This is a genomic window from Ruegeria sp. C8, assembly GCF_056537565.1.
This window is the reverse complement of sequence record NZ_JBQFRV010000023.1, coordinates 1-20,095: the sequence shown is the minus strand read 5'-3', so window position 1 is coordinate 20,095 and position 20,095 is coordinate 1. Positions and strand designations below refer to the sequence as shown.

Genomic DNA, 20,095 nt, shown 5'->3' with positions numbered 1-20,095 from the left:
CCTGGTACAGCGAAAACGTGGTGCTGAGGATATGCAGGCTGAGACATTGATATCTGCTGTTGTCATTGGTCGCAATGAAGGCGCAAGGCTGGTACGCTGTCTTGATGTGTTAGCAGAGCAGAATGTGCCCGTAGCATATGTAGATTCAGGATCCACGGATGACAGTGTCGCTGAGGCTCGGGCACGTGGGGCGATTGTGACAGAGCTGGACTTGTCCCGGCCCTTCACGGCGGCGCGCGCGCGTAATGCCGGGTTTGAAGCGCTTGAAGCGCGTGGTGTTGAAACAAGGTATGTTCAGTTTATCGATGGGGACTGCGCGCTTGTTCCCGGATGGCTGGACGCCGGAGTGCAGGCGCTGAGTGCAGACAGCACTTTAGGGATTGTGACTGGGTGGCGCGCTGAAATTCATCGCAATCGAAGCGTTTACAATGCTTTGTGTGACTTCGAATGGCATCGCCCTGCTGGAGATATCCTGACCTGTGGTGGCGATATGATGGTGCGTCGCTGCGCTTGGGAGCAGGTCGGAGGGTTCAATCCGAATGTCATTGCAGCCGAGGACGACGAATTCTGTGTCCGCATTCGCGCGGCAGGGTGGAAGATAAGGCGCTTACCCTGCCCGATGACTCAACATGATGCTGCCATGACCCGGTTTTCGGAATGGTGGCAGCGCGCCATACGCAGCGGGCACGGCTTTGCACAGGTTGGGGCGTTGCATCCTCAATACTTCCGACGGGAACGCCAGAGGGTGTGGGTCTATGGATTGATACTGCCTCTGCTTGCTTTGGCCGGGCTTGGTATTTCTTGGCTGCTGCTTGTTTTCGTGATCGGGCTGTACGCTTTGTCTTATTGGCGCACGATCAGAGGGTTGAGCAGCGCGGGCTTGCCCCGACACGAGGCATGGCATCACGCCGTTTATTTATCGTTGTCTAAGGTACCAAACATGATTGGTATGGCTGTCTATTACTGGCGTCGGGCCTTTGATCGCGACATGAGCATAATTGAGTACAAATAATTGGAACGAGTAGTGCAATGGTAGGGCATGTTGTCAGAACCGGGATCGTTGGCGCCGGGAATATCGCCTCAAGGCATGTAGATGCAATCCGCGCCACCAAGGGGGTTGCCTTATCCGCGATCTGTGATGTGTCAGCCTCGGCCGCGCAGGCCCTGGCAGGGGCGACGGGAGCTCAGGCTTTTACCAGTCTGGATGAGTTGATCGCATCGGGGGCATGCGATGCTATTCATATTCTGACGCCACCGCCCTTGCACCGGAAACTAGCAGTGCAGGCTTTCCAGGCCGGGCTGCATTGCTACATCGAAAAGCCTGTTGCCCTGTCCTCAGTGGAAACACGGGATATCACCGAAGCCGCCGACAAAGCGGATCGCGTTCTGGGGGTTGGGCATAACTTCATGGGAAGCCCGAAATATCAAAGGCTTCAGGACCTGTGCAAGACAGGTCAACTGGGACGGATTGCCGAAGCTGATATCCGTTGGAATTTGCCACTGGCACCGCTACGGTCTGGACCGTTTGGCCTTTGGCTTCTCCGATCCCGAGAAAATTTGCTGCTGGAACTCGGTCCACACCTGTTTGGTTTCGCGAATGATCTCTTTGGGGTGCCTGATATCGAACACGTCTCGTTGGGCAAGCCTATTGAAATACCCGGGGCTGGCGGGGTCCGTCCACAGAGTTGGCGGATCATGGCGCGGGCTGGACATGTCGATCTGAATCTTTCCCTGTCGCTTGTTGAAACAACTGAGGACCGGTCCGTTACGGTTCGCGGCTCCAGCGGCATGGCACAGTTCGACTACGCGAACGATACGTTGGTCAGGTGCTCTGAAAACAGTTCGGATGTTATCGTGAATGGTTTGCGGAGGCAGGGAGGCTTGTCTTGGCAGCACCTGAGAGAGGGGGCCACAAACGCATCGCGTCAGCTGTTCTCACTTAATCGCAAATCTCCCTATGACATCAGCTTTCAAGGTGCCCTGGGTGCATTCTATGATGCTATACGGTCCGGTACTTCGATCGATCGCAGGTTCTCGGGCGCAAGCGCTGTTTCGGTCATGCAGGCGATAGATGATGTACTGGCCATGCTGCCCCCTGACAAGCAGGGGGCAGCGCCCAAGCGAGAGCGTGATCCCAAGCCATCGGTGCTGGTTATTGGCGGCACCGGGTTTATCGGTCGTGCTTTGACAAGGGCACTGGTCGAACGAGGGCGGGATGTGCGGGTCCTTAGCAGGGGACGCACGGGACCGTTTGCCGATCTGCCCAAGCAGGTTGAAATCATGTCCGCTTCGTTGACGAACCCCGAAGATCTGGATCGGGCGATGCACGGGATCGACGCTGTCTACCACTTGGGCAAGTCGTTGGATTCGACATGGGAAGATTGCCTGAAAAATGATGTGGGCGTGACAGTTGCCATCGCTGAGGCGGCATTGCGGGCCGGGGTCAAGGCATTTGTCTACACCGGTACGATTGCATCGTATGATATGTCGGACCCGAATACAGTGATCACTGAACAGACCGGTTTTTCTGACGATATGACAGATCGGAACCTCTATGCCCGGTCAAAAGCGGAATCTGAGCGTCGATTGCTGGATATGCAGCACCAGCAAAACCTGCCATTGACGATCGCGCGCCCTGGGATCGTTGTCGGTGAAGGTGGTCCTTTGCAGCATTGGGGGATTGGCCGGTGGCACGGGGCGGGCGCGGTTCGTATCTGGAACCACGGTCGCAATGTGTTGCCCTTTGTGCTGATCGATGATGTTGCCGATGGTTTGGTGCGTATGATCGAAACGGAAGGTGCGATCGGTCAGAATTATAATCTGACAGGCGAGCCAATGTTTTCCGCCCGAGGGTATTTTGATGCGATCAACGAGCATCTAGGCGCACGCATTAGCGTGGATGCGGGCAACCCATATGTGTATTATATGGCTTCAAGCCTGAAATACTTGCTAAAACGACATGTGTTACGCAAGCACAATACGCCTTACACCTCTCTGAAAGATTGGAAATCTAGGGCACATTTTTCCCGTTTCGACAATCAGAAGGCGAAACGGGAATTGGGCTGGCAGCCTGAAATTTCGTCAGAGAAATTTGTCGCGAAAAGTATGGATAGTGTAAGCCTGTTTGGATTCTGATGGCTTGGGGTTTGCAAAGATTTTTCGGTACGGGCCTGAACGCCAGGCTTCTTCGAAGTTCGGCTTGGTCAGCTCTTGGCCATGTTGTTTATCAGGCCGTTCGTTTCGGCTCGAACCTGATACTAACAAGGCTTTTGTTCCCCGAAGCCTTTGGACTGATGGCCTTGATTATGGTTTTTGTCCTTGGCCTGGAGATGTTTTCAGATGTTGGAACGGCAGTTTCCATTCAGCGCAGCAAGAATGGAGACGATCCTGACTTCCTTAACACCGCATGGACACTACAGGTCATTCGTGGGGGTTTGTTATGGATCGCATGCTGTGCAATCTCCTGGCCTGTATCAATTTTCTACAATGAACCTTTCTTGGCCGTAGCGCTGCCGGTATCCGGCTTGACACTTTTGCTGTCTGGGCTCAATCCCACAAAGATACAGACGGCAACCCGGCATTTGGCCGTCGGTCGCTATACAATTCTTGCGCTTTTGACGCAGATTATCAGTCTGGTGTTTTCGATTGTCTTAGCCTGGTGGTTCCGGTCGACATGGGCGCTTGTCGTCAGCGGTGTATTTTCAGCGTTTGTCTATCTTGTTTTAATGACAGTATTCTTGGAGGGGAACAGGAACAGATTCAGGTGGCACAAGGCCGCGCTTGGCGAGCTGGTCACTTTCGGTCGATGGATCCTCCTCAGCACGCTCTGTGGGTTTATTTTAACCCAGGGCGACAAAGCAGTTTTGGGGAAATACCTCACAGCGGATAACCTGGGAATCTACAACATAGGCTTCTTTCTCGCGACCTTCCCAACCGCTCTTGCTGCCGCTGTTACAAACAAGATGCTCATCCCGATGTATCGGGAAAGACCCCCAGCCGCCTCTGCGCAAAACTATGCTAAAATCAGAAAGGCTAGGTTTGCCCTGACAGGGTTTCTTTTCATACTTCAACTGCCTCTTGTATTTGGCGGGGTGGTTATTGTGGAAATGCTGTATGATTCCCGCTTCTGGCTGGCTGGACCAATTGTTGTGGTGATGGCCTGTCTGAATATTCCAAACATAATCACTATAACTTACAGTCCCGCCGCGCTTGCAGCTGGGGATTCGCAAAGGCATTTTACATTTCAGTTTGTAAGAGCCACGCTCTATATCGCATTTTTTCTGTTTGGCGTGAGCACCTTGGGGCTTGTTGGGGCATTTCTGGGACAGCTGGCGACCCATGTAGCAACGTATCCGGTTCTTGTTTGGCTGGCCCGCAAACATTCCGCCTGGGATGGGGCGCATGACATGATATGGTTTGGCGCTGGTCTTTGCCTGTCTGGGGCGGCGCTTTGGATAAATCGAGGCGCGTTATCGGAACTGAGTCTGTTATGAGACTATTTTGATAAAAGAAACGGACTCCAACCTTATGTCACAATATATGCGCGACAAAAAAATTTCCGTAGCTATCGCTACATACAATGGAGAGCGTTACATCGGCGCGCTCATCGAATCCATATTGTCGCAAACACGACCACCCGATGAAATCATTTGTTCGGATGATGCATCATCCGACGATACCGTCTTGATACTAAAGGAGTTTGCACAAACGTCGACCATTCCAATACACATTATAGAGCGAGAGCGTAACGTGGGGATCGTGCAGAATTTTCTGTGCGGTTTTAGGAGTTGCACCGGGGATTACATAGCTTACTGCGATCAGGACGATGTTTGGCTTGAGGATAGGTTGCTACAATTTCAAAATGGAATTTTAGATGACACGATGCATCTGATTTGCAGCCCCAGTTACATCTGTGATGCCAACTTGCAGGAAATTGCCCCGATTTACTATGATGTCAAACGAGACAAATGCCTGATATCGCCTGCTGTTTTCAATGCAGTACATGCCTGGGGGCACCAGATGCTTTTTTCCCGAAAGGCTTTGTCTGACCTTCTCTTGATGTATCAGAAATCAGGCTTTGAGTTTTCAGAGTTTGGTAGTTGCTTTGATTTTACAATCCCTTTCTCAGCTAGCCTTTCTGGTGATTTGCTGTTCCAAAAGAAACCACAACTCAAGTTCAGACGCCATTCAGCGTCAACTTCTGAAGCCGGGCACGACTTGGTAGAACTACGTGGTGGAGTGCGCGCCAAAGCAGTTGAAAGAATGAAACAGGCAGAGGTTCACTCTCTAATTCTGCAACAGGCATTAGAGACAATCGACTGGATGGTGGAGAACGGTCACGAGATAAGCCCACATGTCAGGGAAGCTTATCAACAAGAATTAGACTACATGAATTGCCGGCTGAATATATTTAAAAAGAGGAGCATTCCAGCGCGGCTTTTGGGGATGCTCAACAAAGACTATATTGGTTCCCTACGCCGCAATGGTAGTGGGCGATCGAATCTCAGAGAAGCGGCTGTAGACGCTATTGCGGTGATAGCCCTGTGAGCGATCGAACCAACCTAAAAATCCGGCCTCTCTTAATTGCAGAAGAGGCCAATCCAGAATGGGTCAGCGTCCCGCTTGTCGGGTGGTCGCTTGCCCGTGCTATTGCTCAAAGAACCAATGCACATATTGTTACACAGATTAGAAATCGCGATGCCTTTCTGAGGGCTGGACTGATTGAAGGTGAAGATTTTACAGCCATTGATAGTGAGCAATGGGCCGCAAAGGCTGACAAGATCGGAACAGCGCTGCGCATGGGGCGAGGCAAAGGCTGGACAACAGTCATGGCACTAGGAGCCTTGGCATATCCGTTCTTTGAAAAACTGGTGTTCGAGAAATTTGGCGCCGATATAGAGCAGGGAAAGTTTGATCTCGTTCATCGGATCACGCCTCTCAGTCCAACTGTAGTCAGCCCGCTTGCTACTAAATGTGAACATGTGGATACGCCATTCATGATAGGCCCGATCAACGGTGGCATCCCTTGGCCAGCCGGTTTTGAGACCGAACGCTGGAGAGAGCGGGAATGGCTATCTTATATTCGCAAAATATATAGGTTTGCCCCAGGTCGACGGCGCTCTTTGAACGCGACGCGCGCCATTATTTGCGGCTCGCGGCACACACAAAGTGAAATCCCCCACAACCAACAACACAAATGCACTTACATCCCTGAAAACGCGATAGACCCTGCCCGCTTTTCGCTTGGCCCAAAGCCAGATATCGGACACCCGATCCGCGCCTGCTTTATCGGCCGCTTGGTTCCGTACAAAGGGCCGGACATGTTATTGGAAGCAATTTCCGGTTTTCTATCATCTGGACAGGTCACACTCGACATTATCGGTGATGGTCCGATGCGCGCGGACCTCGAAAAACTCGCGGATCACCTTGGTATTGCAGACCGTGTCACTTTCCATGGGTTTGTTGCACATGAACAGGTGCAGACCATCGCACGTGACTGCGATCTGTTTACCTTTCCAAGTGTCCGAGAATTTGGTGGAGGCGTTGTTCTTGAGGCAATGTCATTGGGTGTGGTTCCAATTGTGGTCGGCTATGGTGGGCCTGGAGAACTTGTTACACAGGAAACCGGATTCATTGTTCCAATTGGATCCCGGGACAGTATTGTTGCCAACTTGCGTAAAATCGTAGAGAAGGCCATCGCTAATCCTGAAGATCTTGTTCAAAGGAAGCAGGCGGCGCGAAGGCGCGTTTTTGACTTGTACACTTGGGATAAAAAGGCCGAACAGGTGCTTCAAGTGTATGAGTGGGTATTGGGGCAGAGAGGAGAGCGGCCCACTCCGTTTGAATAGTCTGCCATAAGAGGCACCTTAATAAGCGGCCCGAGACGTGTTAGAGATTTGTTTCCAATTGATATGCAAAGCGATCAAAAATGTACTTTTATCTCGGCGTGATACACTGATGTGTTCTGCAGTAAATATTAATTGCGCCTGACACGTCTGAAATAAATATTCATGCGCTCCGTGCGACGAAGAAGTGAATGCATGTACGTCTTCCCGTGTCCTATGATGGGGCATAGGTTAGTACCGTCTTCGACAAAGATGGGGTGAAGTATTTGGGTGTATAAGACCCGATGTGAGTTTCGCATACTGTGTGCGGGAAAGTGTTGTGTGATAAGGTGTATCAGTTGGGTAAAGTTGCAACCGGGAATATCGTTGCGCCCGTCAGCCAGCCTCGGATTGGCACAGTGACGAAGCGCTCCGGGCAAAGCGGGCAAACTACATTGAGTATCGACCCTGGCCATAAACCAGAAAACCATCAAGCTGCCGCGCGCGGTAGCTCGTCGTTGGATATCTACAATGAACATTTTGGACTGACCGAGCGCCCGTTTTCGTTGTTACCGGACCCTGAATTTCTGTTCTGGTCTGAAAACCATCAGCGCGCTTATACCATGCTGGAATATGGCATTTTGACTCGCGCTCCGATTACGTTGATCACTGGAGATGTCGGTGCAGGTAAAACGACGCTTTTGCATCATCTTCTGAATTCGGTAGAGCATGATGTAAAAATTGGCTTGATAGCCAATGCACATGGTGATCGTGGCGAACTACTGCGTTGGGTCTTGATGGCCCTGGATCAACCCGCCCCTCCCAACGCGACTTATGTCGATCTATTTGCAGCTTTTCAGAGCTATCTGATCAAGGTCTACGCTGAAGGTCGCCGGGTCATCCTGATCTTTGATGAAGCTCAAAACCTAAACTCGGAATCTCTGGAAGAGCTGCGGATGTTTACGAACATCAACTCAAATAAAGATGAACTTTTGCAACTTGTTCTTGTTGGGCAACCAGAGCTTCGAGACATCATTAACCGTGTCGAATTAAGACAATTCGCCCAACGCGTCGCATCCAGTTTTCATCTTAATGCAATGGATGCGCGTACAGTGCGTAAATATGTCGGACATCGGTTGAAGGTCGCCGGTGCTATGAAAAACCTTTTCAGTCCGGCCGCGACCCAGTTGGTTTATGAGATGACTGGTGGTGTCCCGCGCCTCGTTAACCAGCTATGTGATCTCGCAATGGTTTACGCATTCACACGAGGACAAAAGAGAGTTGATGTGAAGACGATTCAGCGCGTTTTGGATGATGGGGCATTTTTTGCAGCCAGCTTGCACGACCGGAAGGACGACCTTGAGTCATGATGGACGAAATCCGCTTTTATTGGTCGCTCTTTCTTCGACGACTGCCCTATCTTTCAATCATAGTTTTAGTCTGTACGATTGCCGGGGTGTTTGTAGCGGTCACCTTACCCCCGGTTTACAGGGCACAAACACGACTTGTGGTCGAATCCCCACAAATTCCCGGCGAATTGGCATCGTCAACCGTTCAGGCCAGCGTCGTCGAAATACTCGAAGTTATCCAACAGCGCATTATGACCCAGGACAATCTTCTGGAGCTATCAAAACGCTTTGATTTGCATGCGGACAAACCAGGCCTGTCGTCCGAGGAAATCGTTGAAGATATGCGGGAGCGCATCCGCATTGAGCTGCCATTTTTCAGTGTGGGCAATCGGGCTTCTTTTGTACCGATATCGTTTGACGCCTCAACGGGTGAGAAGTCGGCACTGGTTGTTGACGAGCTAGCGGAGCAAATTCTACGAGAAAACATGGCTATGCGAACTTCGGCGACGGGGCAAACGCTGGCGTTTTTTGTTCAAGAGGTGGCCCGGCTGGATGACGAATTGGGCGTGCAGGGGGCAAAAATACTTGAGTTCAAAGAGGCACATAAAGATGCCCTGCCCGATAGCTTGGATTATCGCCGCAGCCGGCAATCCTCATTGCAAGAGCGTGTTCTGCAACTTGAGCGTGAACTATCAGGCTTGCGTGACAGGCGCTCTCGCCTGGTTGAGATATATGAACGAACAGGTCGACCGGATATCCTTGGTGAGAGTCTAACTCCAGAGCAGCGTCAACTTAGGCAGCTCCAAGACCAGCTTGCTTCTGCATTGGTAATCTATTCTCCGGAGAATCCTCGGATCAAATCCCTACAAGCTCAGATCGCAGCGCTGGAGGCTGCGAATATCCAGCTTGGTTTAGGGACCGAAACTGCTCCGAACATCACAGCTTTTGAATTGCAGCTATCGGACATAGATGGGCAAATCGAGTTCATTGAAGGAGAGAGAGACACCATTCTGTCAGAGTTGGACGCTCTCAAGATATCCATTGATGCAACACCAACCAATGCTATAGCGCTAGGCACATTGGAACGCGACTACGAGAATTTACGGTTACAATATACCCAAGCCACTGCGAGCCTCGCAGATGCACGTACTGGAGATCAGATTGAAGCACAGTCACGTGGGCAAAGAATATCGGTGGCCGAACAAGCCATTGTGCCAACAAGCCCAGCAGAACCAAAGCGCAAACTCATTGTCGCCGCAGGGTTGGCCGGTGGCTTGGGGTTGGCTGGCGGGATATTTCTGCTCATGGAACTGCTGAACAGCACAATTCGGCGGCCTTCGGATGTGGCATCACAGCTGGGTCTACAGGTGTTCGGCGCAGTCCCCTACATGGAGACACCGAAGCAAGCCGCTCTACGACGTAGCAAAGTAGCACTATTGTTTGTTGTTATGGGGGTTATTGCGTGCGGTAGCCTTTATTTGATCCACCTGCATTATATGCCATTTAATCTGATAGCCGATGGTTTGGTGGAAAAGTTAGGATTTGGAGAGATCCTTGGCCGCTTTGAAGCTGGGTAAAAGAGAGTACTGATATGGAGCGTATTCAGTCAGCCATTCAGAAAGCCCGCAAAGCCAGAGAACAGAGTTCTCCCGAGCAGCAGGATTTCGTTTCCGAAAAAGCTACGGCACTTGCAACCGGAGTACCGCAAGCCACTCCGGCTCGGGAGACCGAAGGGAGCAAGCATTTCTGGAGAGAGCTACCAAAACTACACCTACAGCCCAAAACCCTGCGCAACGCCCAGATTGTTACGGATCAAGCGGGAGGAGCTACTGCGCCTTTTGATGCATTGCGAACACGTATGTTGCACCAAATGCGCGCCAACAAATGGAGCCGCATCGCGATCACTTCACCAGGCAGTGCCTGCGGAAAAACAACCCTTTGCATGAATCTGGCCTTTGCATTAGCGCGCCAGCGCGACCTCAGGACATTGGTGGTGGATCTGGATATGCGCAAGCCCTCCATTGCCCAAGCACTAGGGCTTGCTCAGCAACTGAACTTTCCCGATGCGCTCAGAGGCAATAGCGCGCCGGAAGAACATATGGTGTGCTACGATGAGAAGCTAATTTTTGCTGTAACGCGCCAGCCAGCGGAAAGCCCTGCCGAGCTTTTACAAGAAAAAGGCGCCGCGCATGTCATCGACGATCTAGAAGCGCGCTATATGCCGAATGTCATATTGTTTGATACGCCACCAATGCTTGCATGCGATGATACATTCGCTTTCCTCGATCAGATTGATGGGGTGTTGCTGGTGGCAGCCGCCGAGAACACCACGTTGGAAGAGCTTGAAAAATGCAAGCAGGAGATTGAGACGCGCAGTAACCTGATGGGGGTTGTTCTTAACAAATGTAGGTATCTTAATCGAGAGGATAGCTACGGTTACTAATCCTTGCAGAAGTCGCGCGTTATACGATTGGCAAGGTCAATAAACCTTACTGTGGAGTTCAGAGTGTTTATCTTACAGATCATCAAACGAGTGGTTTTCCTTGGCGCTTTCCTAAGCTTTGTGCCGGCCTTATCGGTGCAGGCACAACAGCAGAAAATCTATGTTTTCGGAAACAGCCTCTTTCATCATCTGAGCGACAGCGATACCACCACGGTTCCGCATTGGCTGGCCTTATTGGCCAGCCAACAAGGCCAGCGCTTTACTCTGGACGGTGAATGGGGATTCCTCCGAAATTTTGCATCCAATCCCGAACCCATTCCAAACTGGTCTTTCAAGGCTGTTAGATCGGGTTGGGACAGTGAGCAGACCCGGTTTTCCAGATCCGGTATCAATAAGATCATCATTGTTCCGGCCAATTTCATCCAATGGCAGTCCCCAGATGCACTTTATGTGGACGACGGAGAAAAGACATCCCCGGTAGAGGCAACCGGAAAGCTCATGGGGCTGGTTGCAAAGGCGCGCCCCACTGCCAAATTCTATATTTATGAAGGATGGGCGGAACTTGCCGGGTTCGGCAACGGCTTCCCTCCCGGACCAAGCGGTATGGAAGAGTACTACTCATACAATGCCGGCGCATACCATGACTGGTACGTTGATTATATCGACGGTTTACCAAAAGAGCATACTGTCGAACTTATCCCGGTGGCGACAGTCCTTTCACAATTGCTGACAAGCACGCCACTGGATCAGCTAACTCCTCAAGATCTCTACCTAGATGACGCCCCGCATGGCACGCCTACACTGTATTTCCTTGCGGCAATGATCACCTACGCGGCTATTTTCGACAGTCCGCTGCCATCAGAGTTTGTCGCTCCTCAATCGGTGCATCCTGTTGTCGCAAAAGCATATTCTGAAATCGCCAATACAATACCAGACTTACTTGCCGAATACGGTTTGTAGCCAGAAACAGATGGGAATACCACCTTAGCCGATAAGTCGAAAGGTGGTGTTTCCTTGGGTCAATTTTGATCAAAAAATGGAAATAGACGCCTTATCAATGCCACAACGTCTGCAAATAGCCTATCTATGCGATAGATCGCCCTTGGACAAAAATGTCTATTCAGGTGGTAACGCTCAGATATTCAAAGCATTGGAAACGCATGTAGGTGAAGTTCACATCTTGAACAACGACTGGGGATTGGCGAAGCCGATTTATCGTTTGATCGAGGCTTTACCCGAAGCCCTAAACATCCGTTTGAAATGGCGTGTACATGTGCTGCTTTCGCGCATTATTGCAATCGGCATAAACAGACAGCTCAGGCAGAAAAAATATGACCTGTTATTTGGGGCGTATTCGTTTCATTCACTAGCAAATGTAGTCAGTTCATCCGATGTATTTAGAGTTTATACATCAGACGCCACGATGACGACGTATAGAGAGTCCGAGATTGGGCAAGCTTTTGGCAGCTATTTTGGACTGTCCCGCTATCTGGACCCCTTATTTTATAGGGCTGAAAGGAAAGTCTTTAATTCAATGGATCTTCTACTTTGGCCTTCACAGTGGATGAAGTCTATCGCTGATGCTCGTTATGGTCTGGCTCCTCCTCAATCTGTCATGGTACCTTGGGGCGCGAATACCACGCCAACCAGATATGAAAGTGATGTATCTGAGTTTTCGTCAACTGGGCCTGTCAAGTTGCTATTGATTGGCCGGGACTGGAAAGCGAAAGGCGGGCAACTTGCTTTTGAAACAATGATGGCTTTGCGCGCCAGAGGCATTGATGCCAGACTGGAAGTCATTGGCACAACGCCGCCAGAAGAGCACATAAATGAACACGTCAAGTTATATGGGCATCTCAACAAAAATGACCCCGAGCAATTCAAGCAGTTTGAGAAGACTTTGCAGCAAGCGCATTTTTTGCTTCAACCGTCATTTGAAAGCTACGGCTTCGCCTTCTGCGAGGCGTCTGCCTATGCTCTACCATCACTTTGTTTGCGCGTGGGAGGCGTACCTGTACGAGATGGCGTTAACGGACATGCCTTAGCTGAAGGATCCGATTCCGAGGACTTTTCAGACGTTATCCTAACATATGTTAACGACCCGGCCTCATACCGGGAATTGCGCAAATCAACCAGACGAGAGTATGAAGAGAGGCTAAATTGGGACGCATGGGGAAAACAGATTGCCTCGATAATCGCAGCTCGTGGCGTAACGAAAAAGGGTTTTGATGGGGTGATCTAGCCGAAAATGTGAAGGAAAACAGTCGAGTGCTACAACAGAAAAATTGATGGTAAAGCAAATCAGCGCATACGTAGCATGAGAGCAACTCTATCCACAAGCGTATGATATGAAGAGAGCAAGCCGGGCACAGTAAAAGCATAAAAGAATGTTTGATGATATTACGCCAAATCTTCTAGCCTATCTCGCACTATTCGGATGGCCGGTCATTGTATTTATTCTTTTTAAGCAATTGCAAATTCAAACCGCTATTATTAGCTCTATTTTGACTGGCTACCTATTGCTCCCAAGTAGGCTCGGGTTGGATATGCCTCTTATTCCTATATTGGACAAAACCACAATCCCAAGCCTAGCCTGCTTCTTTGCATGCTTGTTCTTTGACAAGCGTAGAAAACAATCGGCAAGAAAAGTAGCCATATCAGAGAAGCCAAAAGCGAACCGCGCGAATCTAGTATATAGATCTCTCTTATTTTTTCTATTCATTACCCCGTTTGTGACTGTAGTAACCAACTTTGAACCGATCATTGTTGGTCCGACATATATACCCGGTCAAAGCTTTTATGACGCTATTGGATTGTGTGGACTACTACTATTCACAATACTCCCCTTGTTACTTGCTGATAAATATTTAGCAACACCGGAAAGTCATATTGCTCTCTTAAAAGCACTATGCATTGCGGCCCTTTTATATTCCGCATTAGTCTTGCTGGAAGTTCGTTTAAGCCCGCAGTTAAACAGATGGGTTTATGGGTATTTCCCACATAGCTTTCAACAGCACATTCGAAATGGGGGGTATAGGCCAATTGTATTCCTTCTGCACGGATTGTGGGTCGGAATATTTCTATGTAAAGCAACCATCGCTTCAGCTGTTCTATGGAAGGAATATGGGAAATCAAAAAATGGCATACTGTATTTCTACGCAACCACTTACCTTCTTATAATTCTTTTTCTATCCAAGAACTTTGGCGCCTTTATTATTGCAGTATTTACGGTATTTTTCATTTCTTTTTTTGGAGTAAAAAGAGCTTTAATAATACCAGCTTTGGCTTCAATTCTATTGGTAAGCTATCCACTACTGCGCCATCACGATATTGTTCCTACCCGGTTTTTCGTAGAGACCGCGGCCAAGATTAATGAGGAACGCTCACGCTCACTTGAATATCGTGTCGATATGGAGGACTCCCTTTTAGAAAGAGCCATGGAAAAACCTGTGGCTGGGTGGGGACTGTGGAGCCGTGGCGCAGTATATGATCCGCAAACAGGTCAGAACCTGTCAGTTTCTGATGGTATTTGGATAATAACGATCAGCGCCTTTGGCTGGATGGGATACCTTTCCCTGTTTGGCTTACTCGCGTTTCCGATTTTGACTCTGTACGCTCGGCGCAAAAAGACTCCGCTACCGATTGCCACGGTCGGTTTGTCGCTCGTTTTGGCAGCAAATCTCATCGATTCCATTCCAAATGCTGCTTTGAGTCCTGTCATGTACCTAATCTCTGGCGCTCTCATCGGATACTGCAGAAAAAACCTGTACAATAACCCTTCTCAAGAGAAAGTGTTGCCAGAGAAGATACAGCCAAAACCGAGAACGCCAATAACACGGACACGTCGAAGTTAGAGAATGCAGAGTTAAGAGTTTCTATTTTCTCCCAGCCTGCTGAGTGCTTCATCAGATCCAAGCTCTACGCACAGTAGGCTTTTGAAAATCGTACATTTTTGGAGCAATCTGTTAAAGTATTGAGGGCAAAAGCTAATATAAGTCAGAGTTTCCCATGTCGCAGTTTCCTCCGCCCTCGTCAGAAGTCGCTGTCGCTAAGAAATCAGGAAAGCTGATGGTTACGAAGGTGCAGAGACGGTTTTGTTTTCCCCTCCACCCCATCATAGTTTACGCCGTGATGTATTTCGCTAGAAGTTGTCTCTCAATCTCCAAAGAGGCCGCATGAAAGAGCTCACCGAGAAAATTTGGGATGTGATTGTCATAGGGACGGGCATCGGTGGCGGAACGATCGGACGAGCTTTGTCGGAGGCGGGCTTGTCAGTACTTTTTCTCGAAAAAGGCCGAAAGGGTTCAGGGGCCGAACAACAATCCTTTTCCTACGCGCTTTCCGATCCAGCAGCTCGAGAGGTGCGCGGTTATTGGCCAAAGCCTTTTCAAGCCGTCGTAGACAACACATCAGTCGAGTTTTTTGGTCCGTTAGGGTCTGGCGTTGGAGGCTCATCAAATTTCTATGCCGCAGCTTTTGAACAGCCTGAAAGACACGATCTAGACGACGTTGATGAAATACCACACCCGACGGGTGGATGGCCGGTGTGTTTCGACGACTTTAAGCCGTATTTTGACAAGACGCGGTCGCTCTACAGTGTGTTCGGTCAGCAAAATCCGTTGGCATCTGAACCTGTCAACTTGCGTCCTACACCGCAGGATACTGACGTCGAGCGGGAAATCATAACCTCTTTGCAAGAGGCCGGATTGCATCCATACCGGAGCCACACTGCAGTAAAGGCAATTTCAGACTGCAAGAATTGCTTCGGCTCAAAATGCCCCTATAATTGCAAACAAGACGGGCGCTCTGCAGGGGTGGAACCCGCCCTGTCAACAGGTCGCGCGGCTCTTCTGGACAATTGCGATGTAACCAGAATAAGAGGCACCCGCAGCAGCGTTTCGGAACTTGAGACCCGAAGGTACGGAGAGGTGCTGACCTTCAGGGCACACCGTTACATCCTGTCCGCAGGGGCGCTAAGATCCCCCCATGTGCTTTTGCAGTCAGCTTCAGAATACTGGCCAAACGGATGCGCCAACGAAAATGACCTCGTCGGACGAAATCTGATGTTCCACCTCAATGAGGTATTCGCTCTCTGGCTGCCAAGCCACACGCAAGCAACAACCAAGACCATAACAGTGCGGGATTTTTATACTTTTGATGCCGAGCATTATGGGCTTGTACAAGCACTTGGAACCACCGCATCTTATGGTGAGATCGTTCATGCCCTCAATCAGATGTATGACCGTTCTTTCTTACGCTTTGTTCCTGTCTTGCGTCAATTCAATCGAATACCAGCTGCAGTGCTAATAAAAATGCTTGGTAGCGCCCAAATATTTGTGGGTTCACTTGAAGATTATCCATATCCGGAAAATAGAATTCTCAAGGCATCTGACCCAGATGTTGTGAGGTTCCAATATAATTTTTCACCAGAGCTTCTGGCGCGGCGGAAAAGATTTAGGAAGAAGATATCTAAGAAAATGAAGGGTTTGCACACTCTCTTCTTAAACCCACGGCCCGAGTTAAACTATGGGCACCCTACAGGCACTCTCTGTTTCGGAAATGACCCAAGAAAAAGTGTTCTTAACAAGAACTGCCAAGTACATAATATCAAGAACCTCTATGTGATTGATGCGTCCTTCATGCCAACATCCACCGGCGTGAATCCCAGTCTGTTGATCGCCTCAAACGCCTTGCGTGTTGCCGACAGCATTCTAAAAAGCTTTGGCGAGGAAACACATGGCTGATTTGAAGGAAGGGGTTGCAGTTGTAACCGGAGCCGGTTCCGGCCTGGGTCAAGCATTAGCGTTGCGACTATGTCAAAGCGGTATCCGCGTCGCTGGTCTTGGCCGACGGATTGAAACCCTTGAGCAAACACGGCACTTAGCCGGGTCACGCATGTTTTATCCGTATCATGCTGATATCACAGATAATAAAAGAGTATGCGAGGTTGTGTCCGACATCAACGCAACTCTGGGTACAATCACCGTTCTCGTAAACAATGCTGCGGTTAATCCCCAAAGAGATTTTCTGGATGAGACAGCAGATAGCTTTGCAGAAACGGTATCTATAAATTTAGGCGGTACTGTTACAGTAACCCGCGCTGTTCTTGAGAGCATGGTGCAAACAGGGTTTGGCCGTATCCTCAATGTGTCGAGTTTTGCTGGAGATGCACCACAGCCAACACGTAGCGCCTACAGTGTTTCAAAAGGAGCACAACGTATCTTCAGCGAAGCATTAATCGCTGATCTCAGTGACCGCTACCCCGATATTATCATCAGTACATGGATGCCCGGCATACTTGCAACTGATATGGGTGCTCCCACCGGGATTTCCCCTGACGACGCGGCCATCTGGGGAACACATCTCGCCTTGACCCACGATAGAAGTCTCATGGGAACAATATTTGAGCGAAACCAAGAAATATTACCGCCGCGGTCCCTTCGACAAAGTCTAAAAGACCTACTACTCTTCAAAAGACCTAGGCCGCGCGTCATAGCGCCTGAAACATCCACCTAATACCCGTGGGTGCTTGAAGAACTCCTCCTGTGAGCTCGGAACAGCCTAGTTCATTGGCCTGCTCGACTACCAAAAGCTTTAGCGTTCTGTGATCATACCGCATCAAGCGGAACTTGATACGGTATGGAAGGCATGCCACGTACAGAGGGGTTTGCTATAAATCCCAGGTTTCTTCTACCGTAACCGTGACTGTCGCTTGTGAAACGGTTCCCTGATCATCCGAAATCCAATAGTCGAAACTGTCTGTTCCCAGAAATTCGGAATCCGGAGTGTAAAGGACCGTGTCGTCGTCCTGAATGAGCACAGTACCGTTGCTGGGGGTGCCCAGTTCGATCAGGTCCATAGGAACATCAAACGGGTTGTCATCATTTGCAAGAACATCAATTAATACCGCCTGATCTGTAATAGTGGTCGCGGTGTCATCATTTGCTGTTAGCTGTTCAGGGTCGGACCCTTCAGCATCATACGCCATGCTCTCCTCTGAGGCCACAGCATCCGAGAATGTCCCTTCTGCCCGCACTTCCCACCACGCAGGATTCTGCGCGTTAAACTCGACAAGGGCATCCCAACGAGATGTTTCATCATCGAGGTGGCGGAGCGCGCCCCAGCTGCCCCATTGCGAGGGGCCCGAAACAGCAACGAAAGCATTGAACATCGTTCCGCCCGCATCTCTCCATCCCTCAAGCAGTTCCATGTAGAGCATGCCCATTTCGTCGGAGTAGTTAAGGTGTTGGAAAAACTCGCTCAGAACTTGATCATTCACCCACTCGAATCCGCTGACAACATGCGTGCCACCTTCGTACATTACCATGGTCATTCCATGGGCTTCAGCGACTTGCGCGTGATAAGCGAACTCTCCGAACAATTCCTGAAGTGACCCATAGGGATCGCCCGTTATCGAGCCATCACGAAGCTCCTGAACCACCAGTTCCATTGCATAGTTATACTGGTTCTCTAGAAGATAGGCAGAGCGCTCGGCGCCGGTCAGACCAAGCGCATCAGCATCCGCCGTTGCACGGCTGATTGACTCGACAACCCACTCCCTGACGGTTGCTGCTTTCTCATTGCCCAATGAACCACCAAAATAACCCGTTACTGCATAAGCATCAAAATAGGTATGAGGTGCCCGATCTTGATCAGCATCGCTTGCAAGCCATTGAGCCGCATTCAGGATCGGTTCTTCCAGGCCAGGCCATCCGGTTTGCGTCGCAATCACTTTAACAAGACGTCCGTCTGCATCTGCCCCATAAACCTGGTCCAAGACCTCTGCCATTTCCACAGATCTCAACGCATAGTACTGTAGCCACGCATCTTGCTGCCCTGGCCAAAGCTCTTGCCCCATTTCATTCGCCCATTGAGTCTGTTCGAACATCCAGTTCCAGACCTCATTCGAATATTCGAAATGTGCCTTCAATTGCGGATCAAGATTGTCACGAACATATGTGGCAAAGTTTGCTACATATTCGGGCGTTGCAAGATGAGGGATATTAAACCATGGATCGGTGCCGGTCAGATTGGCCAGTTCCACCATAACTTCGACCGGAACACCCCCGGCCCCTCCGGTCCAGCTGAAACTGTCTACCTCTGGTCTGTCCGCCCATTCCGACTGAGTGGAATTGTTGGTATTCATCCAGTCCATGAAGCGCAGGGACCGCATATCCTCAATCAACTCCACAAAGTCAGGGTTGAAAATTTCCCCAGCTTCGAACGCTGAAATATTGTCCTCGTGAACGACCGAAATATTCCGGATGTGGTTACCATCCGAACCGGTCCGCAAGATATCTATACCAACAGTTTCAAACTCGCCCGGAATATATTCAAACCAGATTTCGCCGTTTCCATATTCGATATTACGCGCACCGTTAATGGCGATTTCGCCTTCGCCATCGTAAGTTAGCCGGTAGCGCCCAGCCAGTGATGTCGCCTCAGCCGGCTGGACCGACAAAATATGTGTTCCGATCCGGTCGACACCGCTTGGGATTTCCATAGGCCAACCATTCTCATCCAAAACACCGGCATCCAAAAGCTCTTGATATTCGACCCCTCCCCACCGATCTGGCTCATGCCCTATCCATTCTCGAGCCGTTTTAAATACATCAATGAAAGGGTTCTCGGTTGACCAATCGATAATCCCTGTCAATCCGACTCCGATCGACGGGTCGGAAATAGAACCAGTGCTGCCCGCGAGACCACCGGTGTCGCCACCATCAGTATTATCACCGGCGTCGCCTGACCCTGTGTCGCCACCATCAGTATTATCACCGGCATCGCCTGACCCTGTGTCGGCACCATCAGTATTATCACCGGCATCGCCTGACCCTGTGTCGGCACCATCAGTATTATCACCGGCGTCGCCTGATCCTGTGTCTCCGCCACCCCCGGTCTCACCCGAGTTGGCACTCCCACCAGCATCGTTATGACTAAACGCCTCACCTTCGATGACCTGACGCTGGTCACTGCTGTCCGGACCGGACCATTCCAACTGTAAGGACGCATCTCCATCCCGCTCGAAATAGCGAATTTCAATATCATGCGATCCGGAATCCAACTCCAGCGTAACGCGCTGTTCGACATCGCCGTGCAGACCGTCATTGTCGATCACCGGCTCGCCGTTGAGATAAAGTGCGGAACCATCATCCGAGGTCAGGAAGAATGTATAGAGGCCCGCCGTGGCAACATTCAGATTGCCGGTATAGCGCGCGGCAAAATTATCTGTAGCCCCCCCTCTCCAGAAACTACCTTCAGCGTATCGTGTCGCCAATCTGTCAACGCTTTCTGTTGCGGAAGGTTGCGCATCAAAATCAATATCTGAAAGCCGCGAGACGCCATGGGACAAACTAAAGTATTGAGCCATCAGTCCACTTGTCCAGGCATCACCCGACCCGCTGTCCCCGGTCCCCGTGTCACCGCCGGTATCACCCGACCCGCTGTCCCCGGTCCCCGTGTCACCGCCGGTATCACCC

14 protein-coding genes are annotated in these 20,095 nt (G+C 50.3%); 13 read left to right on the top strand and 1 reads right to left on the bottom strand.

Translation table 11 applies throughout. The features are described from left to right. Window positions 1-31 precede the first annotated feature (31 nt). The 13 genes from ACR0KL_RS21025 to ACR0KL_RS20965 all read left to right on the top strand — a co-directional run bounded on the left by ACR0KL_RS21025 (window position 32) and on the right by ACR0KL_RS20965 (window position 17,132). Window positions 32-1,012 carry a glycosyltransferase gene (locus tag ACR0KL_RS21025; RefSeq protein WP_170667801.1) on the top strand — a complete coding sequence of 327 codons (981 nt, stop codon included), beginning with the start codon at window positions 32-34 and terminating at the stop codon, window positions 1,010-1,012. Window positions 1,013-1,029: 17 nt separating this feature from the next. After that, complete coding sequence (locus ACR0KL_RS21020) at window positions 1,030-3,135, top strand: NAD-dependent epimerase/dehydratase family protein (RefSeq protein WP_170681493.1); 2,106 nt, start codon at window positions 1,030-1,032, stop codon at window positions 3,133-3,135. Window positions 3,136-3,146: 11 nt separating this feature from the next. Beyond that, complete coding sequence (locus ACR0KL_RS21015; protein WP_480777467.1) at window positions 3,147-4,493, top strand: oligosaccharide flippase family protein; 1,347 nt, start codon at window positions 3,147-3,149, stop codon at window positions 4,491-4,493. Window positions 4,494-4,500: 7 nt separating this feature from the next. Next, on the top strand, window positions 4,501-5,547 hold the full coding sequence (locus ACR0KL_RS21010) for a glycosyltransferase (protein ID WP_170681489.1): 1,047 nt from the start codon (window positions 4,501-4,503) through the stop codon (window positions 5,545-5,547). Beyond that, window positions 5,544-6,848 (top strand): glycosyltransferase family 4 protein, encoded by a 1,305-nt coding sequence (locus ACR0KL_RS21005; RefSeq protein WP_170681487.1) that lies wholly within the window; start codon window positions 5,544-5,546, stop codon window positions 6,846-6,848. Before ACR0KL_RS21010 ends, ACR0KL_RS21005 begins: the two co-directional genes overlap by 4 nt. Before the next feature lie 335 nt (window positions 6,849-7,183). Next, on the top strand, window positions 7,184-8,194 hold the full coding sequence (locus ACR0KL_RS21000) for an ExeA family protein (protein WP_480555553.1): 1,011 nt from the start codon (window positions 7,184-7,186) through the stop codon (window positions 8,192-8,194). After that, window positions 8,191-9,750: a GumC domain-containing protein gene (locus tag ACR0KL_RS20995; RefSeq protein WP_170681485.1), complete on the top strand. Its 1,560-nt coding sequence runs from the start codon at window positions 8,191-8,193 to the stop codon at window positions 9,748-9,750. The genes ACR0KL_RS21000 and ACR0KL_RS20995 overlap by 4 nt, the downstream gene beginning before the upstream one ends. A gap of 14 nt (window positions 9,751-9,764) precedes the next feature. Next, window positions 9,765-10,616 (top strand): CpsD/CapB family tyrosine-protein kinase, encoded by an 852-nt coding sequence (locus ACR0KL_RS20990; protein ID WP_170681483.1) that lies wholly within the window; start codon window positions 9,765-9,767, stop codon window positions 10,614-10,616. Between the two features lie 63 nt (window positions 10,617-10,679). Then, a complete protein-coding gene (locus tag ACR0KL_RS20985) occupies window positions 10,680-11,576 on the top strand; it encodes a hypothetical protein (RefSeq protein ID WP_170644073.1) in 897 nt (298 codons plus the stop codon). A gap of 76 nt (window positions 11,577-11,652) precedes the next feature. Then, the gene (locus ACR0KL_RS20980; RefSeq protein ID WP_170681481.1) at window positions 11,653-12,858 is read left to right on the top strand and encodes a glycosyltransferase family 4 protein; all 1,206 of its coding nucleotides are present in this window, start codon (window positions 11,653-11,655) and stop codon (window positions 12,856-12,858) included. A 145-nt stretch (window positions 12,859-13,003) separates the two neighbouring features. Further along, window positions 13,004-14,470, top strand: coding sequence for a hypothetical protein (locus tag ACR0KL_RS20975; RefSeq protein WP_170681479.1), 1,467 nt, complete (start codon window positions 13,004-13,006; stop codon window positions 14,468-14,470). 321 nt (window positions 14,471-14,791) lie between these two features. Then, window positions 14,792-16,360: a GMC oxidoreductase gene (locus tag ACR0KL_RS20970; RefSeq protein ID WP_480777466.1), complete on the top strand. Its 1,569-nt coding sequence runs from the start codon at window positions 14,792-14,794 to the stop codon at window positions 16,358-16,360. Beyond that, entirely contained in the window at window positions 16,353-17,132 is a 780-nt protein-coding gene (locus ACR0KL_RS20965) for an SDR family oxidoreductase (RefSeq protein WP_170681476.1), read from the top strand. The genes ACR0KL_RS20970 and ACR0KL_RS20965 overlap by 8 nt, the downstream gene beginning before the upstream one ends. A gap of 154 nt (window positions 17,133-17,286) precedes the next feature. Here ACR0KL_RS20965 and ACR0KL_RS20960 read toward each other — a convergent pair whose 3' ends face one another. Continuing rightward, entirely contained in the window at window positions 17,287-19,986 is a 2,700-nt protein-coding gene (locus tag ACR0KL_RS20960) for a PA14 domain-containing protein (RefSeq protein ID WP_480555557.1), read from the bottom strand. Between the last annotated feature and the right edge of the window lie 109 nt (window positions 19,987-20,095).

Bases quoted from the DNA above. Each gene is read 5' to 3' on its own strand.
- ACR0KL_RS21025 (WP_170667801.1), top strand. From the start codon at position 32: ATGCAGGCTGAGACATTGATATCTGCTGTTGTCATTGGTCGCAATGAA.
- ACR0KL_RS21020 (WP_170681493.1), top strand. From the start codon at position 1,030: ATGGTAGGGCATGTTGTCAGAACCGGGATCGTTGGCGCCGGGAATATC.
- ACR0KL_RS20995 (WP_170681485.1), top strand. From the start codon at position 8,191: ATGATGGACGAAATCCGCTTTTATTGGTCGCTCTTTCTTCGACGACTG.
- ACR0KL_RS20990 (WP_170681483.1), top strand. From the start codon at position 9,765: ATGGAGCGTATTCAGTCAGCCATTCAGAAAGCCCGCAAAGCCAGAGAA.
- ACR0KL_RS20980 (WP_170681481.1), top strand. From the start codon at position 11,653: ATGGAAATAGACGCCTTATCAATGCCACAACGTCTGCAAATAGCCTAT.
- ACR0KL_RS20975 (WP_170681479.1), top strand. From the start codon at position 13,004: ATGTTTGATGATATTACGCCAAATCTTCTAGCCTATCTCGCACTATTC.
- ACR0KL_RS20970 (WP_480777466.1), top strand. From the start codon at position 14,792: ATGAAAGAGCTCACCGAGAAAATTTGGGATGTGATTGTCATAGGGACG.
- ACR0KL_RS20965 (WP_170681476.1), top strand. From the start codon at position 16,353: ATGGCTGATTTGAAGGAAGGGGTTGCAGTTGTAACCGGAGCCGGTTCC.
- ACR0KL_RS20960 (WP_480555557.1), bottom strand. From the start codon at position 19,986: ATGGCTCAATACTTTAGTTTGTCCCATGGCGTCTCGCGGCTTTCAGAT.